21 protein-coding genes and 5 pseudogenes are annotated in these 24,370 nt (G+C 42.6%); 5 read left to right on the top strand and 21 right to left on the bottom strand.

The window, feature by feature from the left end; translation table 11 throughout:
- Window positions 1–97 precede the first annotated feature (97 nt).
- Window positions 98–1,012 (bottom strand): cation diffusion facilitator family transporter, encoded by a 915-nt coding sequence (locus E5S68_RS01750; protein WP_135782101.1) that lies wholly within the window; start codon window positions 1,010–1,012, stop codon window positions 98–100.
- A gap of 132 nt (window positions 1,013–1,144) precedes the next feature.
- On the opposite strand from E5S68_RS01750, the gene E5S68_RS01745 reads away from it, so the two are divergent.
- From E5S68_RS01745 to E5S68_RS01735, 3 genes are all read left to right on the top strand, one after another.
- The gene (locus tag E5S68_RS01745; protein WP_229104719.1) at window positions 1,145–1,684 is read left to right on the top strand and encodes a TetR/AcrR family transcriptional regulator; all 540 of its coding nucleotides are present in this window, start codon (window positions 1,145–1,147) and stop codon (window positions 1,682–1,684) included.
- Window positions 1,685–1,715: 31 nt separating this feature from the next.
- The gene (locus E5S68_RS01740) at window positions 1,716–2,189 is read left to right on the top strand and encodes an HXXEE domain-containing protein (protein ID WP_135782099.1); all 474 of its coding nucleotides are present in this window, start codon (window positions 1,716–1,718) and stop codon (window positions 2,187–2,189) included.
- Between the two features lie 68 nt (window positions 2,190–2,257).
- A complete protein-coding gene (locus E5S68_RS01735; RefSeq protein ID WP_135782098.1) occupies window positions 2,258–2,590 on the top strand; it encodes a glucuronide permease in 333 nt (110 codons plus the stop codon).
- Between the two features lie 52 nt (window positions 2,591–2,642).
- Here the strand turns inward: E5S68_RS01735 and E5S68_RS01730 are convergent, their stop codons facing one another.
- Window positions 2,643–3,581, bottom strand: a complete 939-nt coding sequence (locus E5S68_RS01730) for an AEC family transporter (RefSeq protein ID WP_135782097.1) — start codon at window positions 3,579–3,581, stop codon at window positions 2,643–2,645.
- Window positions 3,582–3,728: 147 nt separating this feature from the next.
- A pseudogene (gene pnuC, locus E5S68_RS01725) lies at window positions 3,729–4,223 on the bottom strand (nicotinamide riboside transporter PnuC); the annotation flags it as partial.
- Window positions 4,224–4,315: 92 nt separating this feature from the next.
- On the opposite strand from pnuC, the pseudogene E5S68_RS01720 reads away from it, so the two are divergent.
- Window positions 4,316–4,621: pseudogene (locus tag E5S68_RS01720) on the top strand (DNA-binding protein); the annotation flags it as partial.
- A complete protein-coding gene (locus tag E5S68_RS01715; RefSeq protein WP_001062367.1) occupies window positions 4,609–4,770 on the top strand; it encodes a hypothetical protein in 162 nt (53 codons plus the stop codon). The pseudogene E5S68_RS01720 and the gene E5S68_RS01715, both read left to right, overlap by 13 nt.
- Window positions 4,771–4,994: 224 nt before the next feature.
- Here E5S68_RS01715 and E5S68_RS01710 read toward each other — a convergent pair whose 3' ends face one another.
- The 18 genes and pseudogenes from E5S68_RS01710 to E5S68_RS01630 form a co-directional block, all read right to left on the bottom strand.
- Window positions 4,995–5,795 carry an energy-coupling factor ABC transporter ATP-binding protein gene (locus tag E5S68_RS01710; RefSeq protein WP_135782095.1) on the bottom strand — a complete coding sequence of 267 codons (801 nt, stop codon included), beginning with the start codon at window positions 5,793–5,795 and terminating at the stop codon, window positions 4,995–4,997.
- Entirely contained in the window at window positions 5,782–6,618 is an 837-nt protein-coding gene (locus tag E5S68_RS01705; RefSeq protein ID WP_135782094.1) for an ABC transporter ATP-binding protein, read from the bottom strand. The genes E5S68_RS01710 and E5S68_RS01705 overlap by 14 nt, the downstream gene beginning before the upstream one ends.
- Window positions 6,594–7,385, bottom strand: a complete 792-nt coding sequence (locus tag E5S68_RS01700) for an energy-coupling factor transporter transmembrane component T (RefSeq protein WP_182280183.1) — start codon at window positions 7,383–7,385, stop codon at window positions 6,594–6,596. Before E5S68_RS01700 ends, E5S68_RS01705 begins: the two co-directional genes overlap by 25 nt.
- Complete coding sequence (locus E5S68_RS01695) at window positions 7,385–7,987, bottom strand: ECF transporter S component (RefSeq protein WP_135782093.1); 603 nt, start codon at window positions 7,985–7,987, stop codon at window positions 7,385–7,387. Before E5S68_RS01695 ends, E5S68_RS01700 begins: the two co-directional genes overlap by 1 nt.
- Window positions 7,988–8,697: 710 nt before the next feature.
- A complete protein-coding gene (locus tag E5S68_RS01690; RefSeq protein WP_135782092.1) occupies window positions 8,698–10,218 on the bottom strand; it encodes an ABC transporter permease/substrate-binding protein in 1,521 nt (506 codons plus the stop codon).
- Window positions 10,211–10,939: an ABC transporter ATP-binding protein gene (locus E5S68_RS01685; protein WP_135782091.1), complete on the bottom strand. Its 729-nt coding sequence runs from the start codon at window positions 10,937–10,939 to the stop codon at window positions 10,211–10,213. Before E5S68_RS01685 ends, E5S68_RS01690 begins: the two co-directional genes overlap by 8 nt.
- Before the next feature lie 171 nt (window positions 10,940–11,110).
- Window positions 11,111–12,262: a DUF4767 domain-containing protein gene (locus tag E5S68_RS01680; protein WP_135782090.1), complete on the bottom strand. Its 1,152-nt coding sequence runs from the start codon at window positions 12,260–12,262 to the stop codon at window positions 11,111–11,113.
- A gap of 110 nt (window positions 12,263–12,372) precedes the next feature.
- A pseudogene (locus tag E5S68_RS10605) lies at window positions 12,373–12,555 on the bottom strand (alpha/beta hydrolase); the annotation flags it as partial.
- Window positions 12,535–12,814: pseudogene (locus E5S68_RS10830) on the bottom strand (PTS sugar transporter subunit IIC); the annotation flags it as partial. The pseudogenes E5S68_RS10605 and E5S68_RS10830, both read right to left, overlap by 21 nt.
- Before the next feature lie 211 nt (window positions 12,815–13,025).
- Entirely contained in the window at window positions 13,026–13,619 is a 594-nt protein-coding gene (locus tag E5S68_RS01670) for a DUF1307 domain-containing protein (protein ID WP_135782089.1), read from the bottom strand.
- A gap of 115 nt (window positions 13,620–13,734) precedes the next feature.
- Window positions 13,735–14,358 (bottom strand): hypothetical protein, encoded by a 624-nt coding sequence (locus E5S68_RS01665; protein WP_135782088.1) that lies wholly within the window; start codon window positions 14,356–14,358, stop codon window positions 13,735–13,737.
- Window positions 14,359–14,391: 33 nt separating this feature from the next.
- Window positions 14,392–14,683 (bottom strand): annotated as a pseudogene (locus E5S68_RS10645) (hypothetical protein).
- A gap of 464 nt (window positions 14,684–15,147) precedes the next feature.
- Complete coding sequence (locus E5S68_RS10640; protein ID WP_234697737.1) at window positions 15,148–15,348, bottom strand: hypothetical protein; 201 nt, start codon at window positions 15,346–15,348, stop codon at window positions 15,148–15,150.
- A gap of 126 nt (window positions 15,349–15,474) precedes the next feature.
- Window positions 15,475–16,473, bottom strand: coding sequence for a UDP-glucose 4-epimerase GalE (gene galE, locus E5S68_RS01650; protein WP_135782087.1), 999 nt, complete (start codon window positions 16,471–16,473; stop codon window positions 15,475–15,477).
- 64 nt (window positions 16,474–16,537) lie between these two features.
- Window positions 16,538–18,010 carry a UDP-glucose--hexose-1-phosphate uridylyltransferase gene (gene galT / locus E5S68_RS01645; protein WP_135782086.1) on the bottom strand — a complete coding sequence of 491 codons (1,473 nt, stop codon included), beginning with the start codon at window positions 18,008–18,010 and terminating at the stop codon, window positions 16,538–16,540.
- A 12-nt stretch (window positions 18,011–18,022) separates the two neighbouring features.
- Window positions 18,023–19,201, bottom strand: coding sequence for a galactokinase (locus E5S68_RS01640; protein WP_234697738.1), 1,179 nt, complete (start codon window positions 19,199–19,201; stop codon window positions 18,023–18,025).
- Window positions 19,202–19,437: 236 nt separating this feature from the next.
- Window positions 19,438–21,849, bottom strand: a complete 2,412-nt coding sequence (locus E5S68_RS01635) for a glycoside hydrolase family 3 N-terminal domain-containing protein (protein ID WP_135782085.1) — start codon at window positions 21,847–21,849, stop codon at window positions 19,438–19,440.
- A gap of 113 nt (window positions 21,850–21,962) precedes the next feature.
- Window positions 21,963–24,185, bottom strand: coding sequence for an alpha-galactosidase (locus tag E5S68_RS01630; RefSeq protein ID WP_135782084.1), 2,223 nt, complete (start codon window positions 24,183–24,185; stop codon window positions 21,963–21,965).
- Window positions 24,186–24,370 lie beyond the last annotated feature (185 nt).

Raw genomic sequence — 24,370 nt, 5'->3', positions numbered from 1 at the left:
CATAAATATGAGTAGTCTATCACAATTTGAATCGGGAGTCAATATATTAAATCGATGATTTCTAAAATATCCTCAACAAAGGAATGATCGATTTCCATTAATGATGGTGATGGTGGTGGTGTTCATGTCCATGACTTTGACTGGCTTCCAGCTCTTCGATATTTCGCTTGTGGGAGCGGTGAGTTGCTAGGTCTTCATCCACTTCGATGGTGACATTTTGAAAACCCCTCTCTTTGAGCAAGGCACGGATCGCTTCTTTGCAGATTTCCATCTGCTCCATCCGCTTGAGACAAACATGAACAATAGCATTTTTCTCTAGTCCATCCATGGTCCAAAGATTAAGCTGATTGATACTAGCGACATTGTCCAACTGCTCTAAATCATTCTTAACTTGCTTGATATCTACCCCTTCTGGCACAGCATCCAGGAAAATCTTGAGCGTGCTCCAAAAACGTGGAATGGCTTTGGACAGAATAAAGAAGGAAATAGCAAGAGACAAGAGGGGATCTAGGATATACCAGTCAGTAAATCGGAGGACAATGGCCATCAAGATGACAGCCAACCAACCTAAGGTATCTTCCAAAAAATGCAGGCTGAGAATGGATTCATTCTTGGTTTGCCCCTTGCGAATGACCAGACTCGCCAGCACATTGACACTGATAGCAATCATGCCCAACCAAAGAAGCCCTTCGTCATTGACGGGCTGAGGGTGGAAAAGCTTGCTTACATTTTCTAAAATCACCATACCAGACCCGGTCATCAGAATGACTGCCGTTACTAAAGCCCCTAATAAGCTAAAACGCTTGTAGCCTAGGGTATAGCGACTATCCTCTTGACGATTGGAGATCGTTTCTAGAAAGGCCGAGAGGCCAATGGCTAGAGCATCCCCCAAGTCATGGACAGAATCAGCGAGAACAGCACTGGAACCAAAGATTCCCCCTGCAATAAACTCAATAATGGCAAAACTCAGATTCAAGAAAAAAGCCAGCCAAACAGCACGTTTTGAACTCATTTTTTTACCTTCCTTTGGTATAATAGTAATAGTATTATCTTCTCACTAGTATTATCTCTAACTCTAAAAAGAAAGGATAGGGGCAAACTGTTTAGGATGTACGTTACTGAACAATTTGTTCAAAGTGTCCATATGACAACACAGGATCGTCGCATCACCAAAACTCGAAAAGCTATCTATCAAGCTTTTTTACAATTACTCAACCAAAAAGACTACGAGGCCATCACGGTTCAAGAAATCATTGACTTAGCCGATGTGGGACGTTCGAGCTTTTACAGCCATTATGAGAGCAAAGAGTTACTACTGGATGAGCTCTGCCAAAAACTCTTTCACCACCTCTTTGAGCGAGATGATCAGCTCTCTCCCCAAGACTACCTAGCCCATATCTTTCAGCATTTCAAGAAAAATCAAGACCATGTAACCAGTCTTTTGCTTTCAAAAAACGATTATTTTATCCGGCAACTGAAAAAAGAACTGGAACATGACGTCTATCCCATGATAGCAGATGAACTGATTCAAGCATACCCCAACATTCCTCACTCCTATCTCAAGCACCTGGTTGTCAGCCACTTCATTGAAACTCTCAGCTGGTGGCTAAAAAAGGGTAAGTCCTACACCGAGCAAGAAGTCATCCAGTTTTATTTGGAGATACTGCACGCAAACTCTAAATGAACCTCCTGTTATCTAGAAAGGACTAGCTTTCATGTCTACCTTACTATTTTATTTCCTTTTTCCGAGTTTATTCATGCTTCATGAACTGGAAGAAATCATATGGATGCCATCTTTTGTCAAAAAAATATCATTACAAATTCCATATAAACAAATCTTCACTTTTTACACCCCTTTTGCTTTCAATGCTATTGTCATGGAGCAACTTTTACTTCTAATGATAACACTTTATCTTAGTTACCAATTTAACAACTATACCATTTACACAACCATCGTAATCGCTTATATCTATCATGTGTTCGGACATCTTATTCAGACAATTGTTATTCGAAAATATGTGCCGGGATTGCTAACTGGCATTTTTACGAGTTTATTTTCTCTATTCTATCTCAAAAATAACGTACCAATCAATCTTTATTGGTACTCTTTTATCACTTTAATCCTTATCATTGTTAATCTTGTGCTTTCATTCATGGTTCTTCATAAGAAGACCCTCAAACTAAGGTAAGTTAAAGTCTTAAGTTCTTAACACTATCACATTACATTTACTTTAATTATCCTAGAAAGAAAACAAATATGCCACTTTATTACATTTTCAACATTATTACAGCCTTCTTAGCCCTTGCTTTTGCTCTTCTTCATTTATTAGTCAGCCTTTCCGAATTAAAAAAGGGCAAGAAGACCCTTGGAATTTACCTACTTTTTCTAGGAAGTAGCCTTGCAACTTTGTCTCTCTTCCTCTACTTCTTTTTGCCGATTGTTGCTTTATTCATTTGGCTGATCGGAGTTAGCTTGATTTGCTACGGAGCCTATTGGAATGGCAAGCACAAAGAAAACTTCCATCTAGCCCACCACGTCATTCGATTGGGAATCGCTCTGATTCTTACCATTTTGTTAGCCCTCATATAAGAAAAACTCAAGTTTTATCAATGAAAACTTGAGTTTTTGTATTTTCTATTTATCAAGCCATCAACATCATGAGTATCGGAATGACCACCATGGTAGCAAGGGTCGTCTCTGTCACCATGACCGCTGCGTAATCACTATCAGCTCCGTAGAGTCTGGCAACGACTGGCGCATTGGTCATCACAGGCATGGCAGACTGGATGATAAAGACTTGCTTCATCAAACTTGGTAGAGGCGCCCAGTAAACAATGGTCGCCATTAGTAGTGGAGCAACCACGAAGCGTCCTAGTAGAATGAGGAGCTGATCTTTTCCAAGCACCAACTGCTTCACGCCTACATGAGATACCGACAAACCGATGAAAATCATGGATAAGGGGGTTGTTAAATTGCCCAGATACTGCAAATCACTGGCTAGAAATGCAGGGAGCTTTATCTGCAGCATCACCATGACTAGTCCCAAGATGAAGCCCATCAGAGGAGGTGAAAAGACTTTTTTCACACTCGTTTTGAGATCAAACTGAGCTTCTCCTTCGCCATCCCGCTGGATCAAGTAGGTCCCCAAGGTCCAGAAAAAGGTCGTATTACACATGTAATAGATCAGAACGTAGGGAATACTGCCATCCCCGAAAAGGGCTTGGTTAATGGGGAGCCCCACAAAAATCGTATTGGAGTTAAAGAACATGGAAATAAAGAGGCCACGGCGGTCCCGTCTCACTATAAAGATCCTGGCTACTGCTGTCGCTATTCCAAGCAAAACGACCATAGACAGGGCAGGAAACCGCAATGCTGGCAACATTTTTAGGAGGTCAGCCGCTGTAAAACGCTGTGTAATGGTATAAAGCATATAGCAGGGCAGAGCGATTTGAGTAACTAATTTTGCGATCAAGCCACGTGACTTGTCATCAAACCAGCCTTTTTCACCTATGACAAAGCCCACTAATATCATCCCCAGAATGACCAGGATCCCCGATATGCTCTTAAGAAAGATATCCATGTTCTCTCCTTTTCTTTTTATAAATTTGAACTAGAAAACACATTATTTTCAAGTCTCAAAAACTACTCTAGTATATCACAAATAGAGCTCGATTTTTCAAACAAAGAGGACCTCTCGGTCCTCTTGATAAATTAATTCAAACGGTTATTAAGCTTTCTTAGCTGCCTTGCTCCATTGGTACCAACCAACTAGACTGTTGATTAAGTAAATGAAGTATTTCCCTTGAATTTGAAGGCTCTCTACCCACCAAAGGTAGATAGAGAAAACGTTGGTCGCTGCCCAGAAAATCCACTGTTCACGGTAAACAGCTGTCATTAAGAGTTGGCCAACACCATTTGTTGCATCCGTAATGGAATCCCGATACGGACGATTGGCCCCAACTGATTGGTAAATATAGCCAAATACCAGCCACCAAATGGCACTGATCGACAAGTACTTGGTCCAGCCTACCGCATCCAGCTTACGAGCAACAAACTCTTGCTCTTCCTTTTTGAACTGGGCTTGGTAGATCCAAACAAAGAGACCAATAGGTTGCATGACGGTAAAGTAGAGTGTCGTTAACACTTCACCATAGAACTTGCTCTGTAAGGCAAGTATCAGATAAATAACGGAATTGACCAAACCAAAGAGATAGTTACTGGCACCTTAAAAGTTCCAATGGGTCTAATCTAATAAATTCTAAAGCAGAAAAAATAATTTTAGGTAAAGTAGAAAGTAGTAGCAAATCAAATACAAAAGACCAACAAATAAGTAGCAAAGACCAACAAATAGAAAAACTAACTAATTTGTTAGACCAGCAACAACGATTAGCCTTGCAAGATAAAAAGTTGCTAGAAGAATACAAGGCGGAAAATGATAACTTAAAAGCCCTCAAAATGCCCTCACAGGAAACAGAATTCAAACACTTAGACAATCAATATAAAGATGAAGTGAACGCTCTTAAAGAGAAGTTGGAAAATTTGCAGGAACAAATCAAAGATCAAAAAAGGATAGAAGAACAAGAAAAACCAATAAAATGGTGGGGACTATGGCGAAAATAGATGATTCAGTTAAAAAGAAAGTTCCAGAATTGCGATTTAAAGGATTCACGGATGAATGGGAACAGCGTAAGTTGGGAGACGAAGTTCGAATAGTGATGGGACAGTCTCCTAATTCAGAAAATTATACTGATGATCCTAATGGGCGCTAAAAATGCGAAGACCTATGAAGACCTATTTTGTATTAGTCAAACAAAAGATCCAAAAGAAATGGTATATGATTATGACCATGAAACAAAGTAAAATCAAACCGAGTTATCTGAGGAAGCACCCGATGATCGTGAAACGTTATTAAACACAAAAGTCACCCATGTGAGTTCTTGCCAGAAGCTGAAGTTAATCCTTCAACCTGGAAAACCCGCAGAGGTGACTTTTTCTATACATCTCGATTTTTCTGGTAATAATCATTAACCGATAAATATGTCTGTGAATCACCCAGCGACTCCGCTATGTCCATAATCCGCGGTGGTAGTAATCCCACTCGCTGGACAAGTTCGTGATCGCTGAACAATTCCCGTGGACTGCCGGCGAAGCCAAACTTCCCGTGTTCCATAACATACACCGACTCAAACTCGGCGGCGACCCAATCCATGTCATGGGTGATGGTCACAACTTGGTGGCCCGAATCAGCCAACTGATGGAAAATTGCGGTCAACTTGCGCCGGCTTTCCCAATCAAGCGACATCATCGGCTCATCAAATAAATAAATCGCCGGATCCACTGCCAAAACTGTGGCAACGCTCAACAGCTTGCGTTCCGACAATGACAGGTCATATGGACTTTCAGCTGTTTTATCATCCAAGCCAACTCTTTTTAGAGCCGCTAAAGCCCGCCTCGTAATCGTGTCGTGGTCATCCATGACCTGCGCGACACTCCACTCCACCTCTCGTTGAACGGTCGGGTTGAAAAGCTGATCGTCAGGATTCTGAAAAGTAATCCCAACCTTCAGTAACTTTTCGACTGGTTTAAGATCATTAAAATTTTCTCCATCGATCTTAATCACACCGGTTTGTGGTGTCAGCAAGCCCGTCAACAATTTGAAGAGCGTTGATTTGCCGGCACCATTTTGGCCGACAATCGCCACCATCGGATCGGCGAAGTGTTTGTCTTCAACATCCAAGCTAAAGGACCGTTCCGGATAAGTGAACGTCAGGTGGTTCAGTTCAATTATGGACATAAAAAACCTCCTTCAGTTCAGCGTCATTCACCGGATACCGGCCATCAGCCAAGTGCCAATCCATTTTTTGAGCAAGTTGCTGGATTGTCGGGGCTGGAATCTGCCAGTCAGCTGCCAAATGATTAAACACCTCACCCGGCCTGCCCTGGGCTACCATTTGACCCTCGTGCAGCACCCACACAACGTCGGCGACTTCGCACAAATCGTCAATTTCACTGGTGACAATGAAGACAGTCGTCTCTTTGACTTGGGCCAGCCATTGGAAAAATTGCCGGCGGCCAAGGGGATCCATCTGACTGGTCGGATCATCCATAATCAAAACAGCCGGATTAGCCACAATCGCCGTGGCAATTGCCAACCGCTGGATCTGACCACCGGAAAGGCTCTCGGGACGCAAATTCAGCTGTTCAATCAGCCCCATTTGCGTGGCAACTTCTTCAACCCGTTTTTGAATCAGTCCTTCAGCCATTCCCTGATTAATCAAGTCAAAGGCGATTTCATCGGCAACCGTGTCTGCCAACCCGCTTAGTTGGCCAGCTGGATTTTGCAGTACAACTCCATTCATGGCATTATAAACGAGCCAATTGTCGGACACTCGCTGGCCAAACATGTGCCAGTCGCCCTCAATCTCAGCAGACACAATTTTGGGAATGACCCCTGCCAGCACACGGCACAAAGTCGATTTGCCGGAGTGGCTATTCCCGATAATCCCAACCACCTGGCCGGTATGAACCTCCGCGTTAATCTGACGCAGTTGTGGTTGCTCAGTACCCGGATAACGGGTGGTCAAATTTTCAATTATAATCCGTTTATCTTCGTCCATATCTTCCACCCAATCAATAAAATTGCCAATCCAGTCAGACCAATGTGCAGCGTCCGCGACAGGCGATACACGCGCTGGGAGGTTCTGACAGTCCGGTTGGGATTATCAAAACCTCTCAATTGGAGAGAAATCGACCGCGCCATCGATTGATCCAAGGTCTTAATCACCAATGGAATTAGAACCGGCAGGACTGACTTTAATTTCTGAATCAACGTTTTTTGCGGATTGGTTCCGCGAACTTTTTGTGCCTGCTGGATTTTCCGCATATTGCGCATCATTTCCGGCAAAATATAACACACCGACATCAGAACGTAGACGGTTTTATAAGACAATCCGGACAGTTCCAAATAGGCCGCGTTTTCTGAAATACTCGTGGTCACCATAAAAAAGCCACTGGTCAAAATAATCACCAATACTCGACAACCCAGTGTGGTGGCGTAAATCAGGCCTTCTTTGTAGAACGACACCCCAAGCACAGAAAACAGCACAGTTTGATTCCGACTGTAAAATAACCCTTGGATGATCAGCATGGTGCAAATCAGAAACAGGCTGAATCCCAGCGCCTTAAAGATGGTAGAACTCAATTTGGAAAATAACAATAGCAGTGTTGCGACAAGAATTAATCCGGCCTGAAACAATAAATTCATACTGGCAAAGCTCAACAACGTCATGTCCAAGATGAACAAGAGCTTAGTAATCGGATCGATCACCTGGTACCACTTGAGCTTTACCCGTGGCGCTCCAGAAATCAATGTTTGATCAGTCATCATTTATCACCGCTAAAGAAGTGCACCATCCTCTTCGGCAGCTGACGATAGATGAAGAATGCCATGTAGGACACGCAGACTTTATCCAAAATATCCAAGACAAACTCATCGGTAAATGAGGCCAGCCACACTGGTGCATGATTGGCGACCATTACCGCAAACAATGAGTCACCCCAAGCGATACCGGTCTGACCACCCCAAAAGATGACGTTGAGTGGCGTTGAAATGACAGCTGAAACGATGGCAATAATAATAGCAGAAACAAATACTCGTCGCACTGACAAGAACCACCCATTGGCGTGCAAAACTCCGACAGTAATCCCAATTCCGATGCTGGTAATCGCATACACGGTTGAAATTGGCGATAAGGTCAGCCCATAGATCACGTTGTTGATGAAACCACTGATGGCACCGGCAACCGGCCCAGCCAACATGCTGGCAAGAAAGGTTCCCAAAGACCCCAGCCAAACGGGCAACTTTAACCCCTCCGCCAAGGCTTTGGCAACATAGTTAATCCCCACGGCAGCGGGAATCAAAGTCATGGTGGCAGCACTTAACTTAAATTTCCACATACTGGTACGATGAATCGGTTCTGTTTTCATAATCTTCTCCTTTTGTTTTTAAAGAGCCGTGTCTGTTTAGACTTTCGGACGCAACGCTCTATAGATTTTTAATTTGAACTGCTTCTCCTTTCACAGATCCCTTAGTCGACATCAGGGATTCTCTTGAATATGATTGTTCAACGGTTCACAACCAATCATACGCCTATTTTTATAGAAGTCAAGATTTTTCTGAAATTTTCCTAAAAACGTTCGGGAATTAAAAAAAGCTCCTCAAGGCTAGAGGATATTGCCCCTACAAGTCTCAAAAACTACTCTAGTATATCACAAAAAGAGGTGGGCAACATGCCCAACCTCTAGTGGTTTGTAAATCATTAATTCTAGTCCTTCTTGCTAACCTTCAACAACTAGATAGTTTTGGTTCTTAGAGAAAACCTTAGAAGGCAAATTAAATAAGTTACTTTTAAATATAGACAAACTATTCTTTTACATAAAACAGCTAGATTATTTTTATAAAATGACTTTTTTAGTCATTTAAAAAGTTGAGAAACTTTTCGCTGTGAAAAAAGTGCCTGAAACACAATTGTTTCAGGCACTCGGAATTATTGAGACCTTAGGCTCAATAATTAGTCATGGAACTTCGTAGAAGTTCGCTGACGTCCGTACTCAGCTAAGAATAGTTTCTAAAATTATTTTGCCTTCAATCTGAAGTAACTTAAATAACGTGACTTATATTTCTAGTTTAAGTGACATTATTTCTCAATCATCCCTTCCTGAGTCAAAAAGTCACGCGCCACTTGATTAGCTGACTTGCCTTCTACTCCTACTTGGTAGTTCATCTGGCTCATTTGCTCTGCTGTGATTTTACCAGCTAACTGATTGAGAATCCCTTCCAATTCTGGATGTTTCTTAAGAAGAGCTTCTTTCATGAGGGGAGCTCCTTGATATGGCGGGAAGAGTTGCTTGTCATCTTGGAGGACCACGAGGTCATAGCGAGCAAGTTCGGCATCCGTTGAATAAGCATCTGTGATCTGGATATCACCGGACTGGATAGCCTGGTAACGAAGGGCTGGCTCCATGGTGGAGACTTGTAGATGGAGTCCGTAAACCTTCTGCAAGCCCTTGTTCCCATCCTCTCGATCATTAAACTCCAAGGTAAACCCTGCCTTGAGTTGTCCTTCCACCTTTTTCAAATCTGAAATGGTCTTGAGGCCATACTCTTGGGCAATTTTCTTAGGTACCGCGACAGCATAGGTATTCTGATAAGCCATGGGTTTGAGCAAGGCCAGGTGGTCTTGTTTCCTGATCCCATCTCGAGCCGCTTGATAGACTGCTTCTGGATCATGGTCGACTTGCGGCGCCGGCTTGAGGAGACTTTCGGTCACAGTCCCTGTAAACTCTGGATAGATAGCAATATCCCCTTTTTTCAGAGCTTCATAGAGGAAGGTGGTCTTGCCAAAATTTGGTTTAACAGTCACTGTCATGTCTGTGTTTTCTTCGATCAAAATCTTGTACATATTGGCTAGAATTTCCGGTTCAGGACCCAACTTCCCAGCAATGACCAGGTTTTCTTTTTCCGGTTTGGGAAGAAGACTTGGTGTATAGCTAGCCCCCAATCCCAGGATCATGACCGCAAAGGACACAAAGATGGTCCGCAATTTGGCCTTTTCCATCCATTTGAGAAGAAGGTTAAAGGCGATGGCTAAGAAGGCAGAAGACAGGGCACCGATCAAAATCAGACTGGCATTATTGCGGTCAATCCCTAGAAGGATAAAGGAACCGAGTCCCCCTGCTCCAATCAAGGCAGCTAGAGTAGCCGTCCCGATAATCATCACAGCTGCTGTCCGAATCCCAGACATGATAACGGGCATGGCCAAGGGAATCTCGAACTTCTTCAAGCGCTCCCACTTGGTCATCCCAAAGGCGGTTCCCGCTTCTTCAAGGCTTGGATCAATCCCTTGTAAACCGGTGATGGTATTTTGAAGAATGGGAAAAATGGCATAGATGACGAGAGCTGTCAAGGCCGGAAGCGTCCCGATTCCCATGATGGGAATGAAGAGCCCCAAAAGGGCCATGGAAGGAATAGTCTGGAAGATCCCAGCTACCTGTAAAACCCAGTTGCTGGCTCTCTTGCGTGTACTTAAATAAATAGCCAGAGGGACCGCCAGAAAAATCGCAAGGAGTAAGGTCAGTAATGACAGTTGCAAATGTTGTCCCAGTGCAGTGAGCCAGTCTCCAAAGCGTTCTTGAAAGGTTGCAAGTAGTTTAGACATGGTGAGCACCTCCAAATAAATCCGCAACAAAGTCGTTGGCTGGTTGGGCTAGAATGCTATCAGAATCCGCCACCTGCACAATCTCTCCTTCTTGTAGTACCGCAATCCGATCGCCTAATTTCAAGGCCTCGTCCGTATCATGAGTCACGAAAATAGTCGTCATACCAAATTCTTTGTGCAAGTCTTTGGTAAGAGCCTGCAACTGCTTGCGGGAAATGGCATCCAAGGCTGAAAAGGGCTCGTCCATCAATAGAATCTTTGGCTCTGCAATGATGGCCCGCACAATGCCAATCCGTTGTTGTTCCCCACCAGATAACTCACTTGGCTTGCGATTTGCATACTCTGCAGCAGGCAGACCAACCTTGTCCAGGAGTTCTTCTGTTTTAGAGGCTATTTGGCTTTTAGTCCACCCTTTCATCTCTGGAATTAAAGCAATATTCTCAGCGACAGTTAGATTTGGAAAGAGAGCAATGGCCTGCAAAACATAACCAATAGAAAGACGTAACTCTCGTTCATCATAGTCCTTGATGCGTTTTCCGTCCATATAAATATTGCCATCTGTCGGCTCCAAAAGACGATTGATCATCTTGAGCATGGTGGTTTTTCCAGATCCTGAAGGGCCTACCAAGACCATAAATTCTCCATCTTCAATACAGAGATTGACATCTTTTAAAATGTCTGTATCCGTGTAACACAGGACTACATGTTTATATTCAATCATATTCTTCCTCACCATCTCCTTAAAAGCTAAGATCCTTATCTCACTTTTTATAAGAGTGTAATCATTATTATAATATTGTAATGCTAGATATTACATCTGTCAACGATTTTGATTTGAAATCATATATAAGAAAAAGAGCTTGGCTAAGGCCAAACTCTCCATTATGATGGATTATTCTTCTTCCACCAAACGTTTAAACTCCGCTTGGATTTCTGTATTTTCTGTTGGTTTTAAGTACATGACCCCACCATTAGTCGTCGGTGAATGAAAGACAATCGCTTCTCCTGTATTGGTTATCGCAAAGAAGTAACTATGAACATCCGGGTACTTATCCCAATTGCTATAACGCTCTACAATTCGGTACTGAGCATTTCCTAGACCTGTATCCGAGTACTCAGCATTCATTTTCTCACTTGGTCCATCATCCCTAAGTGTATAGAGGCGGTCAGGTCCGACATCTCCTCCTGCGATCCCCTTTTGGTAATTGGGCTGTCCTAGTCTTTCCCCCCAGTCCTTTATAAAAGCTTCTAGCTTAGCAGATTTGCTTTGATTCCATGGTGCTTTTTGCTCAGTTATTGACTTAGTTGAACGACTTGGAACTTCAAATTCCTGCCAATCGAGGCCTCTTAAGTCAATTTGATCCGATGCATTTTTTCCAAAATCAGCGGCAATATCATTTGCTTGTATTTGAATCTCTTTTTCTTGGAGCTTTTTAGCAGTCTCTTGCTTGGCATTAAGTTGATACAAAATTCCATAGCCTATATCTGTACCCGAGGTCCAGCTTAGTTCAAGGACTTGGCCACCTTTATAAATAATCGTTGCGCTTCTATTTCCGCCGTCAAGCTTAGACATAAAACCTTCTGCTAATAAGACTGGCTTCCCAGCTTGTAAATAGTAAATTCCGGTTAATAAATATTTGCCACTCAAATTTAGGTCCGCAATCAGAAATTCCTCTATCCCATCGTTATTTAAATCTGCAAAGGCATAGCGCATTTCACTTGCATTGTTGACTGCATTCTCAATTGCCCAACGATTCATTTGTCGCTCAGTTGCATGTAAGCTTTCATAAAGATTTGTAATCGCAGATTTGTCATTAGGAGTGGAAAATATTTTTTTGTAATCATCAAAAACCGGTTGGTACAATTTCTTGTAGGCCTGCTTATTTTCTTTTTTAGAATCATTTTTACTAGATGTCACTTGACTAGATACAGATGATGAGCTACTTAACTGAGTAGAGTGCCTTGGAGTCCGTTTACTACAAGCAACCGTGACAAGTCCTGCTGCTAGGAGAATGACGGCTCCTAATTTCTCTTTTCGTTTCATAAGTTTCTCCTTTTGTGTCATCCTTGATAGCTGTACTTTTCTCTTTATATTATACCAAAAAAGAAGGCTACACCTAATAACTTGTGTAAAACCTTCTTAGTATATATGATTTAATTCGGATTCTTCTGCTCCCGACGATTTTGATAATCCTGGCTTTCAATATGTTGCTTGATCAAGGCAACCACTTCATCATTGGTCGGAAGGTCCGAGTGTTGCGCATCTTCTCCTGTAACGGTAATCTCGGTGTAGCTTTCTGCTTGATTCTGATAGATGTACTTCCCAGCAAAGTAACTATCTAAAGAGCCAGCTAAACCACCTAAAAAACTGGATAAGTTTGACAAACTTGAGAAAGGAGGCGAAAGATAGGAAACCAATCCGTAATCGAAAAAAATGATTGATATAACCAGGCTCCGAAAACAAAGACTGGGAAATCACTCCGATAATAGCTGAAAAAAGAAAGAATGGAAAAAGAGAGACTAGAGTTTTTTTGGTAATCTGTACAAAGCCTCGTTCTCTCAACTGGAGTATTTTTTTGACCAAATAGTTTGACATGTTTGCTCCTACTTTACTTGATAATCCGATAGCGATACTGGTAAGTATCTCCGAGTGTTTCCTCTATAGCATATTCCAAATCTACCCGTTTCCATCAAAAACTTCGATATATTGCTTCTAACCCAAAAGAGGCCTTCATAACAAAACACCCCAAAAGTTAGAGTTTTCAGTCTAACTTTTGGGGTGCAAAACCGTTTAGGAAATCTAAACATTATTTTTCTACATAACCGCTCTTAATGAAACTATCTTTTGTTGTAGAATAACTAATTGTATTGTCTTCCAGAGGTTGAAAGCCCGGTACAATTTCTTGTAATTTTTTCAAATCAACCTTAGTATAATCAATTGTATTGGAGATATAGAAGATACCATCCTTGTATTCTGATTTAAGTTCAAACCCTTTCCCCAAAACATCTTTGAATTTTTCTTCGCTATTAGCAACACTTGCTTTTAGTCCTTGAAGAGTTGTCTCACCATCCATATTTGCGATATTATAATCATCTACCTTTTCTTGTACTAATAAAGTATCTCCCTTGTAATATAATGTCATTACTGATTTACCATTTTCATCGCTAATTTCAAGAACGGTTTTTTGAGCACCTGCTTTTGAATCTTCTTTCGTATCAACAGTTGTTGAAGAAGATGATTTTTCTTTAGACGACTCTTTCGTTTTTGATTCAGCTGGCGCTTTAGTCGTAGATTTAGTTGTTGATTCAGTTGTCGCCTTCGTATTGTCTTTTTGTACGCAACCAGCTAATAAAAGACCAGCTGTAAACAAGATGGCTACTGTTTTTATTGTTTTATTCATTTTGATGACCTCACTTTTTATGCTTACTCGTTACCTATATTATAAGTGATATTATTCTAAATAGCAAGGCCTTCCCTGACAAAGCTATGCTATCAAGTTAACCATTGCTACCATCCTAAATTCCAAAATCTGTTAGTGATTTTTGCTTCTCTCTTAATAACTGTGTTACATAATCAGGCTCTACCTTTAAGAATAGCTTCAGAGTATCATGAATTCGCCAATAATTATCCTCAGGTTTGTCCAAAATGGTTGCAAGGAAGTATTTCAAGTAGGGGATGTATTCAGAAAAAACATGATCTTCCACTAAGTAGTAAAAATATGAAAGATGATAATAACTGTTTCCCGCCTGCTCTATAATTTGACAGACATAAGGAAATATATCTTGCCTTGCTGTATCACCATCACCTTTATCTGACTGATTAGCCCAATAACTTATAAGGGCATCTAATATGATCCGATTGGTATCATCATAGCCATACAGACGATGCGAAATCATCCCTTCTAATTGCCCTTGACTGAACATCTGAGTCAACACATCAAAGCCTTCTTTTATCCCCCAAATTGTCAACAAGCTAGAAGATTTATAGCGCAAAAAATCATCATCACTAGACAATAATGAAGTCAACTTTTGAATCGTTTCTTCAGGCACATCTTCTAGATCAACATCTTCCAATAGATCTGCATAATCAATCTCTTCAGGGACTTTATAAAATAAATCTTCTAATTCTTTATTGTTCATCACTTCTCCATTATTTGGGGGATTACTTCAATTTCAATCCTTTAAAGTCACTGGAAAACCATCTGCCCCACTTTTCATTCTTTCTTCCATTTCTTTCCATTCTAAAACCAATTTATAAAGTTCATTTGTAGGAATAAAGCAAGGGGCCTCCAAGACTTTCATCATCCATCTGATAGTATACTTCTGTCTCTTCTTTGCCTATATCAATATTTAGCATATTACCGCCAAAGTCTGATTCTTCTTTTTGACCTGTAACAACTGCCTCGAATTCTTTATAAATGTGAGGGTAAAAATTATGAACCTCAGAATTTAAAAGGTCTGACAACGATTGAAATTTTTGATATGAATCATAGACTACTCAGTAAAGTTCTCTGTATGTTTGAGATTTGCTAAGTCATCCATCTTATACATTTTCAATTCAGAAGTATTACGATTCCAACTTTCAACCAAAGAGTCGTCCTTAGTGGTTTCTGTTATAGTTTTACCATTGATATCTACCTTAAGGTTCACCTCAGTAATTACTAGTTTCCTATTGAAGACAGGTGTTTCCCCTTTCACCTTACTAAATACATCTGAGAAAGTTGTGTAGGGTTTATTGTAGTACTGATTATATCCAACATAATTGGTATACAAGGTACTTGCTAGTTGGAGGGTATCAGTAAAAGCCCTCACCTTCTTGATATTTTTTACACGATTGATTTCTTCCTGTGTAGCAGGTTTACCTGTAAAAGGATCAATTCCTTCTTCAATTATATAATAATCATATTTAGTTTGAAAGGCGGGATCTCGTCAACTGAGCATTTTTTGACTATCTAAAAGGAAATAGCGGTCTAGTAGGTAATGATCATTAGCTCGCTCTGTTTCAGATTTAAATAGTTGTGCAAATGGATTCACATGAGCCATGGAGATCAATGTTTTAAGTTCTGGGTAGGCCACTTCTAACGCTTCTTGATCCATTGCATCGATACACTTCTTAAATTTTGGGTCCACCTTGGCTAATTCTGAAGGTCATAATCCTTAACTCCATTATTCACATAGAAAAAACCTAGTTGTGGCATGACTAATACCTTTGTTCCACACTAAAAAAACTCAAGCCAACTGACTTGAGTTTTCTTCTTATCGATCATTGTAGCCATCTGGGTGGCTGGAATGCCATGCCCAGGCTGTTTGGATGATGGTCTCGATATTATCAAATTTTGGTTGCCAGCCGAGAATTGCACGCGCCTTCTCAGAGGATGCAATCAGGGTATCAGGATCTCCTGGTCTACGATCAGCAATCTCAAGTGGGATCGGATGTCCCGTCACCTTGCGGGCTGCTTCAACGATTTGAAGATTAGAGAATCCGGTCGATGAGCCCAGATTAAAGGCAGTCGATGGGTTGCCATTTCGTAGATACTCCACCGCAAGCAGATGGGCATCTGCCAAGTCAAATGGATGGACATAGTCCCGAACATTGGTCCCATCTGGTGTATTGTAGTCATCTCCAAAAATAGAGATCTTATCGCGTTTGCCTTGGGCTACTTGTAAGACGATTGGCAAGAGGTGGGTCTCTGGTCCGTGGTCTTCGCCAATCGATCCATCTGGCTTAGCACCCGCTACATTAAAGTAACGAAGGGGCACATACTTGATGCCGTATGCTTGATCGGCCCAGCGCATAATAGTTTCCATCATGAGCTTGCTTTCGCCATAGGGATTAATCGGTTTTTGTGGAGTGGTTTCAAGAATCGGAATTTCTTCTGGAATACCGTAAGTGGCAGCAGTTGAAGAAAAGACGATGTAGTGCACCCCACATTCATGCATGACTTCCAAGAGTTTGACCATGCCAGCTGTATTGTTATCAAAATACTTCAATGGATCTGCCATAGATTCTGCGACTAGTGAGTAGGCCGCAAAGTGGATGACTGCATCGATATCTGCATGTTCCTTAAAAACCGTGCGCATGAAGTCTTGGTCCGCTAGGTCTCCTTGGTAAAAGACGGCATCTGGATGCACCGCTGCACGGTGTCCTGTGACCAGACTATCGACCACGACGACTTTTTCCTGTCCTTCATTGACCAAACGGTCTACCATGTGGGAACCGATATAGCCAGCTCCTCCGAGTACGAGTATTGCCATTTGTTTTCCTTTCGCTTCTTTGTCTTCTCTCTTATTGTACCAAATTTCTGCCTCTTCTCCACACTTAAAGTGTCGCGACAAAGCGTCCAAAGGCTGCTTGGCCTTCTGCTGTTCGCTTGTAGACACCGGCATCTTCGAGCACGCGCGCAAAGATTTGACCAACTGATTCACGAACAATGGCTTCTGCCTCTGCTTCGTCTATGATGGATGGGTGAGTAGCTTTCAAGTCATCTGCCCATTCTTGGTGGTAGGTCGCTACAGTGTTTTCACGTCCAAGTAGATAGTCTTGAACCTGCTTGAGCTCTTCTTTGAGACGAGGAGGCAAAATGGCTAGACCCATGACCTCGATCAGGCCGATATTTTCTTTTTTGATGTGTTGGACATCCGCATGTGGGTGGTAAATGCCATCTGGATGCTCTGGTGAGGTTTGGTTGTCACGGAGCACCAAGTCCAGTTCATAATGCCCATCGCGGATTCGTGCAATGGGAGTAATGGTATGATGGGGTTGACCGTCAGATGTGGCTAAGACTTGCACAGCTGGATCCGAGTAACCTCGCCAGCTTGCTAAAATATGATCTGCCAAGTTAATCAGCTCTTCCTTATTATCTGACTGCAGACGCAAGACAGACATTGGCCAACGAACGATGCCCACTTGAACCTCTTCGAAGCTAGGAATGGTAAAGGTTTGGTCAAGCTCTGCCAGCTCCATAGGGAAGGTGTAACGTCCGCCTTGATAATGGTCATGAGTCAGGATGGATCCTCCTACAATAGGTAGATCTGCATTGGAGCCTGCAAAATAGCCTGGAAAAGTCTCTACAATGGTCAAGAGTCGCTCAAAGGTCTTGCGGCTAATGGCCATAGGAACATGCTGGCTATCGAGAAAAATGCAGTGTTCATTGAAGTAGGCATAAGGGGAATATTGAAAGCCCCAGTCATGACCGTTCATGTCAAAGCGGATGATCCGATGATTGGCACGGGCAGGATGGTCTAGGCGACCTTGATAGCCTTCATTTTCAAAGCACAGTTGGCAGGCTGGATAATGACTAGCTTTAGCCAGCTTGGCCGCTGCGATGTCTTTAGGATCTTTTTCAGGTTTTGACAGATTGATGGTGATCTCAAGGGAGCCATAGGGAGTTTCTGCCTCAAAAGCGATATTTTGCGCAATCGCCTTGACCTTGATGTAATCATTGCACTTAGAGAGGGCATAGAAATCAGCAATCGCGTCTTCCTTGGACTGACCGTAAGTCTCCCAGAAATAGCGGTTGACCTGACTAGGACTGGGGGTGATCCAATCCATCAACTCTGCTCCCAAGCTGTCCTTTGCGGCCATGCTATCTTGGATCTTACTATTCGCAACAGCGATTTCCACCAGCTGATCTTTGAGTGCGATCAAGTCAGCCTGATGAGCTGGGGCGTCTAGCCCTTCTTCTCCAATGCGACTCATAACGCGGTTTTTTAGATAAATCCGATCCATCTCTTCATAGTCACTTGCCGCAATGACGGCTGTGACAAATGCATCTAATACCAGTTCTGTCATCCTATCTCCTTTTTAATCAAGCACCCGTGTCCCCGCAGCAACCTCTGCAATGTAGAAACTTGGCGCATAGCCAACGATTTCCTCATAGCGTTTGCCGACAGCTTCCTCAAAAGCCTCAACCTTATCTTTGTTGACAAGGGCGATGGCGCAACCACCAAAGCCTGCTCCGGTCATACGAGCACCAAGCACTCCTTCTTGTTCCCAAGCTGTATGCACTAAGGTATCCAATTCTAGACCAGTCACTTGGTAGTCATGCTCCAAAGATACGTGGGAAGCATTCATGAGACGGCCAAAGCCTTCCAAATCACCTGCTTCAAGCGCCTTGCGTGCTTGGAGGGTCCGCTGGTTCTCAAGTACAGCATGACGAGCCCGTTTGATGCGATTTTCATCCTTGATCAAGTAGCTGTAAGCATCAAAAGCCCAGAGATCCAATTCCCCTAAGGTTTGGATGTCTAGTTTTTCTTGGAGTTCAGAGACGGCGGTTTCACATTCTGCACGGCGTTCATTGTATTTGGAATCCGCTAATTCCCGGCGTTTGTTGGTATTCATGATGACCACGACATTGTCTTTAAGGTCGAGCGGTACCAAATCATATTCTAGGGTGTTGGTATCGAGATAAATAGCCCGTTGATCAGCCCCCATACCGATGGCAAATTGGTCCATGATACCAGAATTAACCCCGATGAAGTGATTTTCGGTTTGTTTCCCGATCTTAACCAGATCTAAGCGGTCTAACTGAAGATCAAATAGTTTCTCAGCGATGACGCCAATCAAGAGCTCTAAGGAAGCTGAAGAGGAGAGGCCTGATCCATTAGGAATATTGCCGTAGACATAGATGTCCATGCCGCTATCAATGACGTGTCCCGCTTCTTGCAAGAAATGAAGCACACCTTTTGGATAGTTGGTCCAGTTGTGCTCTTTTTCAAAACGAAGATGATCCAGTGGGACTTCAATGATTCCCTTGTCTTCAAAATTTCCTGAGAAGAAACGCAAGACCTTATCCTCACGCTTTCTTGCTGCCCCGTAGGTACCAAGCGTAATGGCTGCTGGGAAGACATGCCCTCCGTTGTAGTCTGTGTGTTCACCGATCAAATTAATCCGTCCTGGTGAAAAGAAGGTATGATCAGCCTTCTCGCCAAAGACAGCCTGAAACTTTTCTTGTAGATCTTGAGACGTGATTGATGTAGTCATGAGAAACTCCTTTTAGTTTTGTAAACGTTTTTATACTTGTATTATAAACGATTAAAAGGATAATTTCAAGTATTTTTAGTAAAATTTTATTTATTTTTAAATTGTCTTTAAAAAGCCCACAATAAAGCTTTCCTGCCCTGTATCAAGATCTTATACCATTCTATTTTGAGTTAATTTTAGTAAAATTTTACCAAAAAATCTCAATTGGGAGTGACCCAATTGAGATTCTTCATTCCTTAGTTTTTCTTTCTTGGATAGACAAAAGATACAAGGAAGGTTAAGAGGCTGACACCCATAAGGGCTAGGAGGTTCTCGGTTTGACCGGTCTTTGGCAATTCCGATGAAGCAGGACTAGCGGATACACTTGCAGGAGCCTGAGCAGTATCATATGACACAGAGACCGGACGAACTTGTGGACCATCAAGAGAGCTTGTGTTTTCTTGCTTGCTAAGAAGGACCTGTGTCTCTGTGTTTCCAACCACTACTGGTTTTGTCTGATGGGTTGGATCTAGAACTGGTGAAGTTGGGTCTTGGGCTTCTGGTGTTGGTAATGGAGCAGGTGCTGGATAGAAGAGACCATGACCAATACGGTAAGCATACTCTGTTTTCGACATTTTTCCATCTACAATTTTTGGAATATCCACCGGCAAGGTACCTAGGTGTTCCTTACCATTGAAGATGACTTCCACTCCTGCAGGAATATTAGGACCGAAGGCATTGTCTGGTTTGAGGGATTCTGTCGGATCCATTCCCTTATTTCCATAGACTGCTAGAATGGCTTTGGCTGCTGGATAGTTGGCTACATCATAAGGTTTAGAGATGGAAAGGACAGCTGCCTTCTTATGGTTGGTGTTGGCATAATGGACGATTTCAGTTGGAATCTTGGTTCGCCAGAAATCTTTATCCAGCTGCCCTTCATAACCGATCTCTGAAATCACTACGATGTGAGTGGCTTTTTCGAGGTCTTCTTTTAGACTATCAAGGGTGGATTCTTTGGTGAAGTTCTTCGCCACAAAAGAGGTATCTTTTGGAAGCACTCCATCCGCGATTAAGCGACGCATGCCCAAATTTAGTCCAGGGACTTCATTTTCAAACGCTCCTAAGAGGAGGACATGATCTCCTTTTTGAACCTTAAATGGCAAGGTATGGTCTTCATTTTTTACAACCGTCACCGCTGCTGCTGCAATCTTGCGTTCCAAGTCACGATTGAGGGTAGAGCCGACTGCTTCTTCTGCTTTTTCAGCCGTCCGAGCACTCGGATCAAAATTCAGGACCCCACGTTTTTCTTTGAGGGTGAGAATCCGACGAACTGACTCATTTAAACGTTCTTCTGAGATGTCACCCGTTTGCACCGCACGCACCACTTCATCGACAATGGTATCAATCTTGCTTAAATCAGTTTTACTGCGAAGGGACGTTGGCATCAAGACCAAATCAACTCCTGCCTTGATGGCCATTTTTACAGCCTCGACTTCACCGAAGTTCTTAGCGATAGCATCCATTCCCATGGCATCAGAAACAATCACACCCTTATAGCCGTATTTCTTCCGTACCAAGCCCGTTAAAATATCATCAGAGAGTGTCGCTGGAACATAAATTTTCTCACCAGTTTTTTTTGACACAACCTGATCTTTTTCAATCTGTGGGTATTGGATATGAGCCGTCATCAAGAGGTCTACGCCAGCATCCATGGCTTTTTTGAATGGAAGGAGTTCCAATTTTTCAAGTTCGGCAAGAGATTTATCCACCAATGGGAGACCTGTATGGGAATCGACTGCTGTATCCCCGTGGCCTGGGAAATGCTTAGCAGCTACAGCGACATTGTAGTCTTGAATCCCTTTCATCATCGGAATACCTAAGTAAGCAACCCGGTTTGGATCAGAGGAGAAGGAACGAAGCCCAATGACAGGGTTTTGAGGATTGTTATTGGTATCTAGCACCGGAGCGAAGTCCACATTCAAACCTAGTGCAGAAAGCTCTCGACCAATAATTTTTCCAGCTTCTGTCGCTAACTTGGGATCATTGGTCGCTCCAATGGCCATATTTCCGGGGAGAGCTGTACCGCTACCCAATCGATAGACGATGCCTCCTTCTTGGTCAATCGCTAACAATAGCGGAATCTTCCCGTTATTGGCCTTGTTTTCAATAGCTGCCTTTTGCATATCTTGGGTCAGAGCTAGGGTCTGCTTGGTTTCTTTCACATTCTCAGCGAAAAGAATGACACCTCCAAAGTCATACTTATCAATAGCCTCTGCCACTTCAGCATTGACCTTAGTGAGATCTTGTGGCGACTCCTGACCTGCCTCCTGCCACTTACGGAAGTCCGGCATGATCATTTGCGTTACCTTTTGCTTGAGAGGCATGTCTTCAAGCAGTTTTTCCACTTGAGGAGATGCCGTCTCCGTTGTTGTTTCCGTTGGGGAAGCTACTGTGACTGCTTCACGATCAGTCACAGTTGACGTATCTGACACCCCTCCCTGATTTTCTGTGGAGGTTTCTGGAGCTGGAGAAGCCACAACCTCCTCTACTGTTGCTGCCGGTTCATTGCCTTGATCCGGTGCTTGAGCTGTGTCTGCCTTTGCTGTTTGAACCGATAATAGAGCAAAAGCCGTTAATAGGGCCGCAGATGGATAAATGATTTTTTTCATAAAGCGACCTCCTTTCTTCATGGATATTGTACCATAATTTTATAGTTATGTAAACGATTTCAATTATAAATCATTAAAAGCGACTATCTAAAATTAGATACTCGCCTCTCTTATTATGTTACTTCCTCAAACACCCAAATGTGAGAGTCAAAATCACAACTCAGTTTTTCTTGATTTAAAGGCTGTCCACAGGAAGCGTCTGAAAGACTAAAACCTGCTAACATCAGTTCTGCACCTTTAAACTGTTTCCCGTCCACTTCATAGAGAGCATCTGCATTCAGTCCTTGCAGATACACACGATCATAAGCACGGTTCACTTCGTTCAATAGCTTATACTGAGCCAGAATCACTCGGGAACGATTTTGACTGACAACCGACCATACGACTTGATTTGAGTCAAAAGGAGAGCGCAAACGGTAAAAATTTCCTTGATGAATCAGGGATCGCTCTTTTTTGTAAAAGGCAATTTGCTCTTTTACTATTTCCTTCTCAGCCTGCGTCAAGTCTGCTAGATCCAACTCGTAACCAAAGACCCCAAAATAAGCGACATTTCCCCTTGTCGCAAGTGGTGTGATCCGATTGGTTTGATGGTTAGGGACAATGGACACATGTGCTCCCATCGTCGAGAGTGGATAGACTAGACTGGTTCCGTATTGGATCTTAAGCCGTTCAACTGCATCTGTATCGTCACTGGTCCAAGTTTGGGGTGCATAATAAAGCAAACCTGGATCAAATCTACCGCCTCCCGAAGCGCAAGATTCAAAGAGAACAGAAGGGAATGCTGTCGTTAAACGATCATATAAGTGGTATAATCCTAGAACATAACGATGAAACACTTCTCCTTGCTGATCTGGAGCCAAGGATTTAGAAAAGACATCTGTAAGCGGACGGTTCATATCCCACTTGATATAGTCTAATTTCGTCTCTTCAATCACACGCGCCATTTGCTCATAAATTGCATCTACTACTTCTTCACGGCTAAAGTCTAAGACAAATTGATTTCGTCCATGACGTGGTGAATGACCTGCTACTTCTAGGATCCAGTCTGGATGAGAACGGTAAAGATCGCTATCTTTGTTGACCATTTCCGGTTCAAACCAAAGGCCGAATTTCAAACCCATATCATGAATTTTCTCTGATAAAGCCCCGATTGTATCTGGAAATCGCTCGCAATTGGCAACCCAATCTCCAAGACCAACTCGATCATTGGTTCGTTTTCCAAACCAGCCATCATCCAACACAAATAATTCGACACCAACTTCTTTGGCATTTTGCGCAATCCTGAGCAGTTTTTCCTGATCAAAATCAAAGTAAGTTGCTTCCCAATTATTTAGTAGAATCGGCCGCTCCTTATCTCGCCATTCTCCCCTAGCTAGACGGGTACGATAAAGTCGATGGAAAGTTTGACTCATATCGTTTAAACCATTTCTACTGTATACCAGAACTGCTTCTGGACTTGTAAAGCTAGCACCAGGCGCTAATTTCCAACAAAATTGGAAGGGATTGATTCCCACTTGAAGTCGGGTGACATCGAAAGTATCCACTTCTGCTTGAAGGAGGAAATTCCCTGAGTAAATCAGGCTGAGTCCAATAACCTCCCCTTGAGTCTCAGTGGTTTCTGGCCGTTTTAAGGCAATGAAAGGATTGTGCAGATGACTAGAGATTCCACGTGTTGATTCAATCGATTGGATTCCTTGACGTAACAATGTGGAATGAATATGCCTTTCACGAGCCCACGCTCCAGAAAGCTGTATCATCTCATAGTTTCGATCAGGTAGGTCTAAAGAAAGACTAGTTACTCCTTCGATGGATAGAGGCCTTGAACCTTGATTGTTGATCAGATGACTTCTCGTTATCACAGGGAAGTCTCGGAAAATACTATACTGAATACTCACCTCCACACCCGACACCGAATCGGTCAGATTGACTTGCAAGGTCTGACATTCATCCTCATTTTCAACATAAGTTGCTGGTAAACCTTCTAATCTTGGTTTTCCATTTGAAATTTCATGATCCTTATAGATAAAATCTGTCAGCCGAGAACCATTTTCCAAAGACAGTTCTAAGGCAGGATGGCGAAAATCTGTCGCCCCAAACTCTGGAAATTCTTGCTGCAGGTGTTCGAGTGAATACAGAAGATCCCCTTCTCGCCGGTAAGTGGTCATAGGGCGGTGCTTCATTTCCACCAAATGACGATAATCCCCTTCTGGCAAGGTCGGTCCATAATAAAGATGGAGCAACTTCCCATCATGGGAAATCATAAAGATATAAGAAATAAAATCATTTCGCAGATGAAACTGCTTGTATGTTTCCTGGTAGAGAATGAGGTCCCTCATATTTATCCTTTCTTGTATCAAAGTTCCTAGTATCATACGAAGCTTTTAAGATAGATAGAGACAAAATTTGCGAAGATCATAGCAGATCTTGAATGGTCAGACCCTGACAAGGTCAAAGTAACAAAAGGATCACTTGCAGGGTAGAGATGCTACTAGAAAGGGGGGCAAAATCCTTTGTTTTAAAA

The organism is Streptococcus rubneri (assembly GCF_004785935.1).
GTDB lineage: Bacteria > Bacillota > Bacilli > Lactobacillales > Streptococcaceae > Streptococcus > Streptococcus rubneri.
This window is presented reverse-complemented; position numbering and strand designations above follow the sequence as displayed.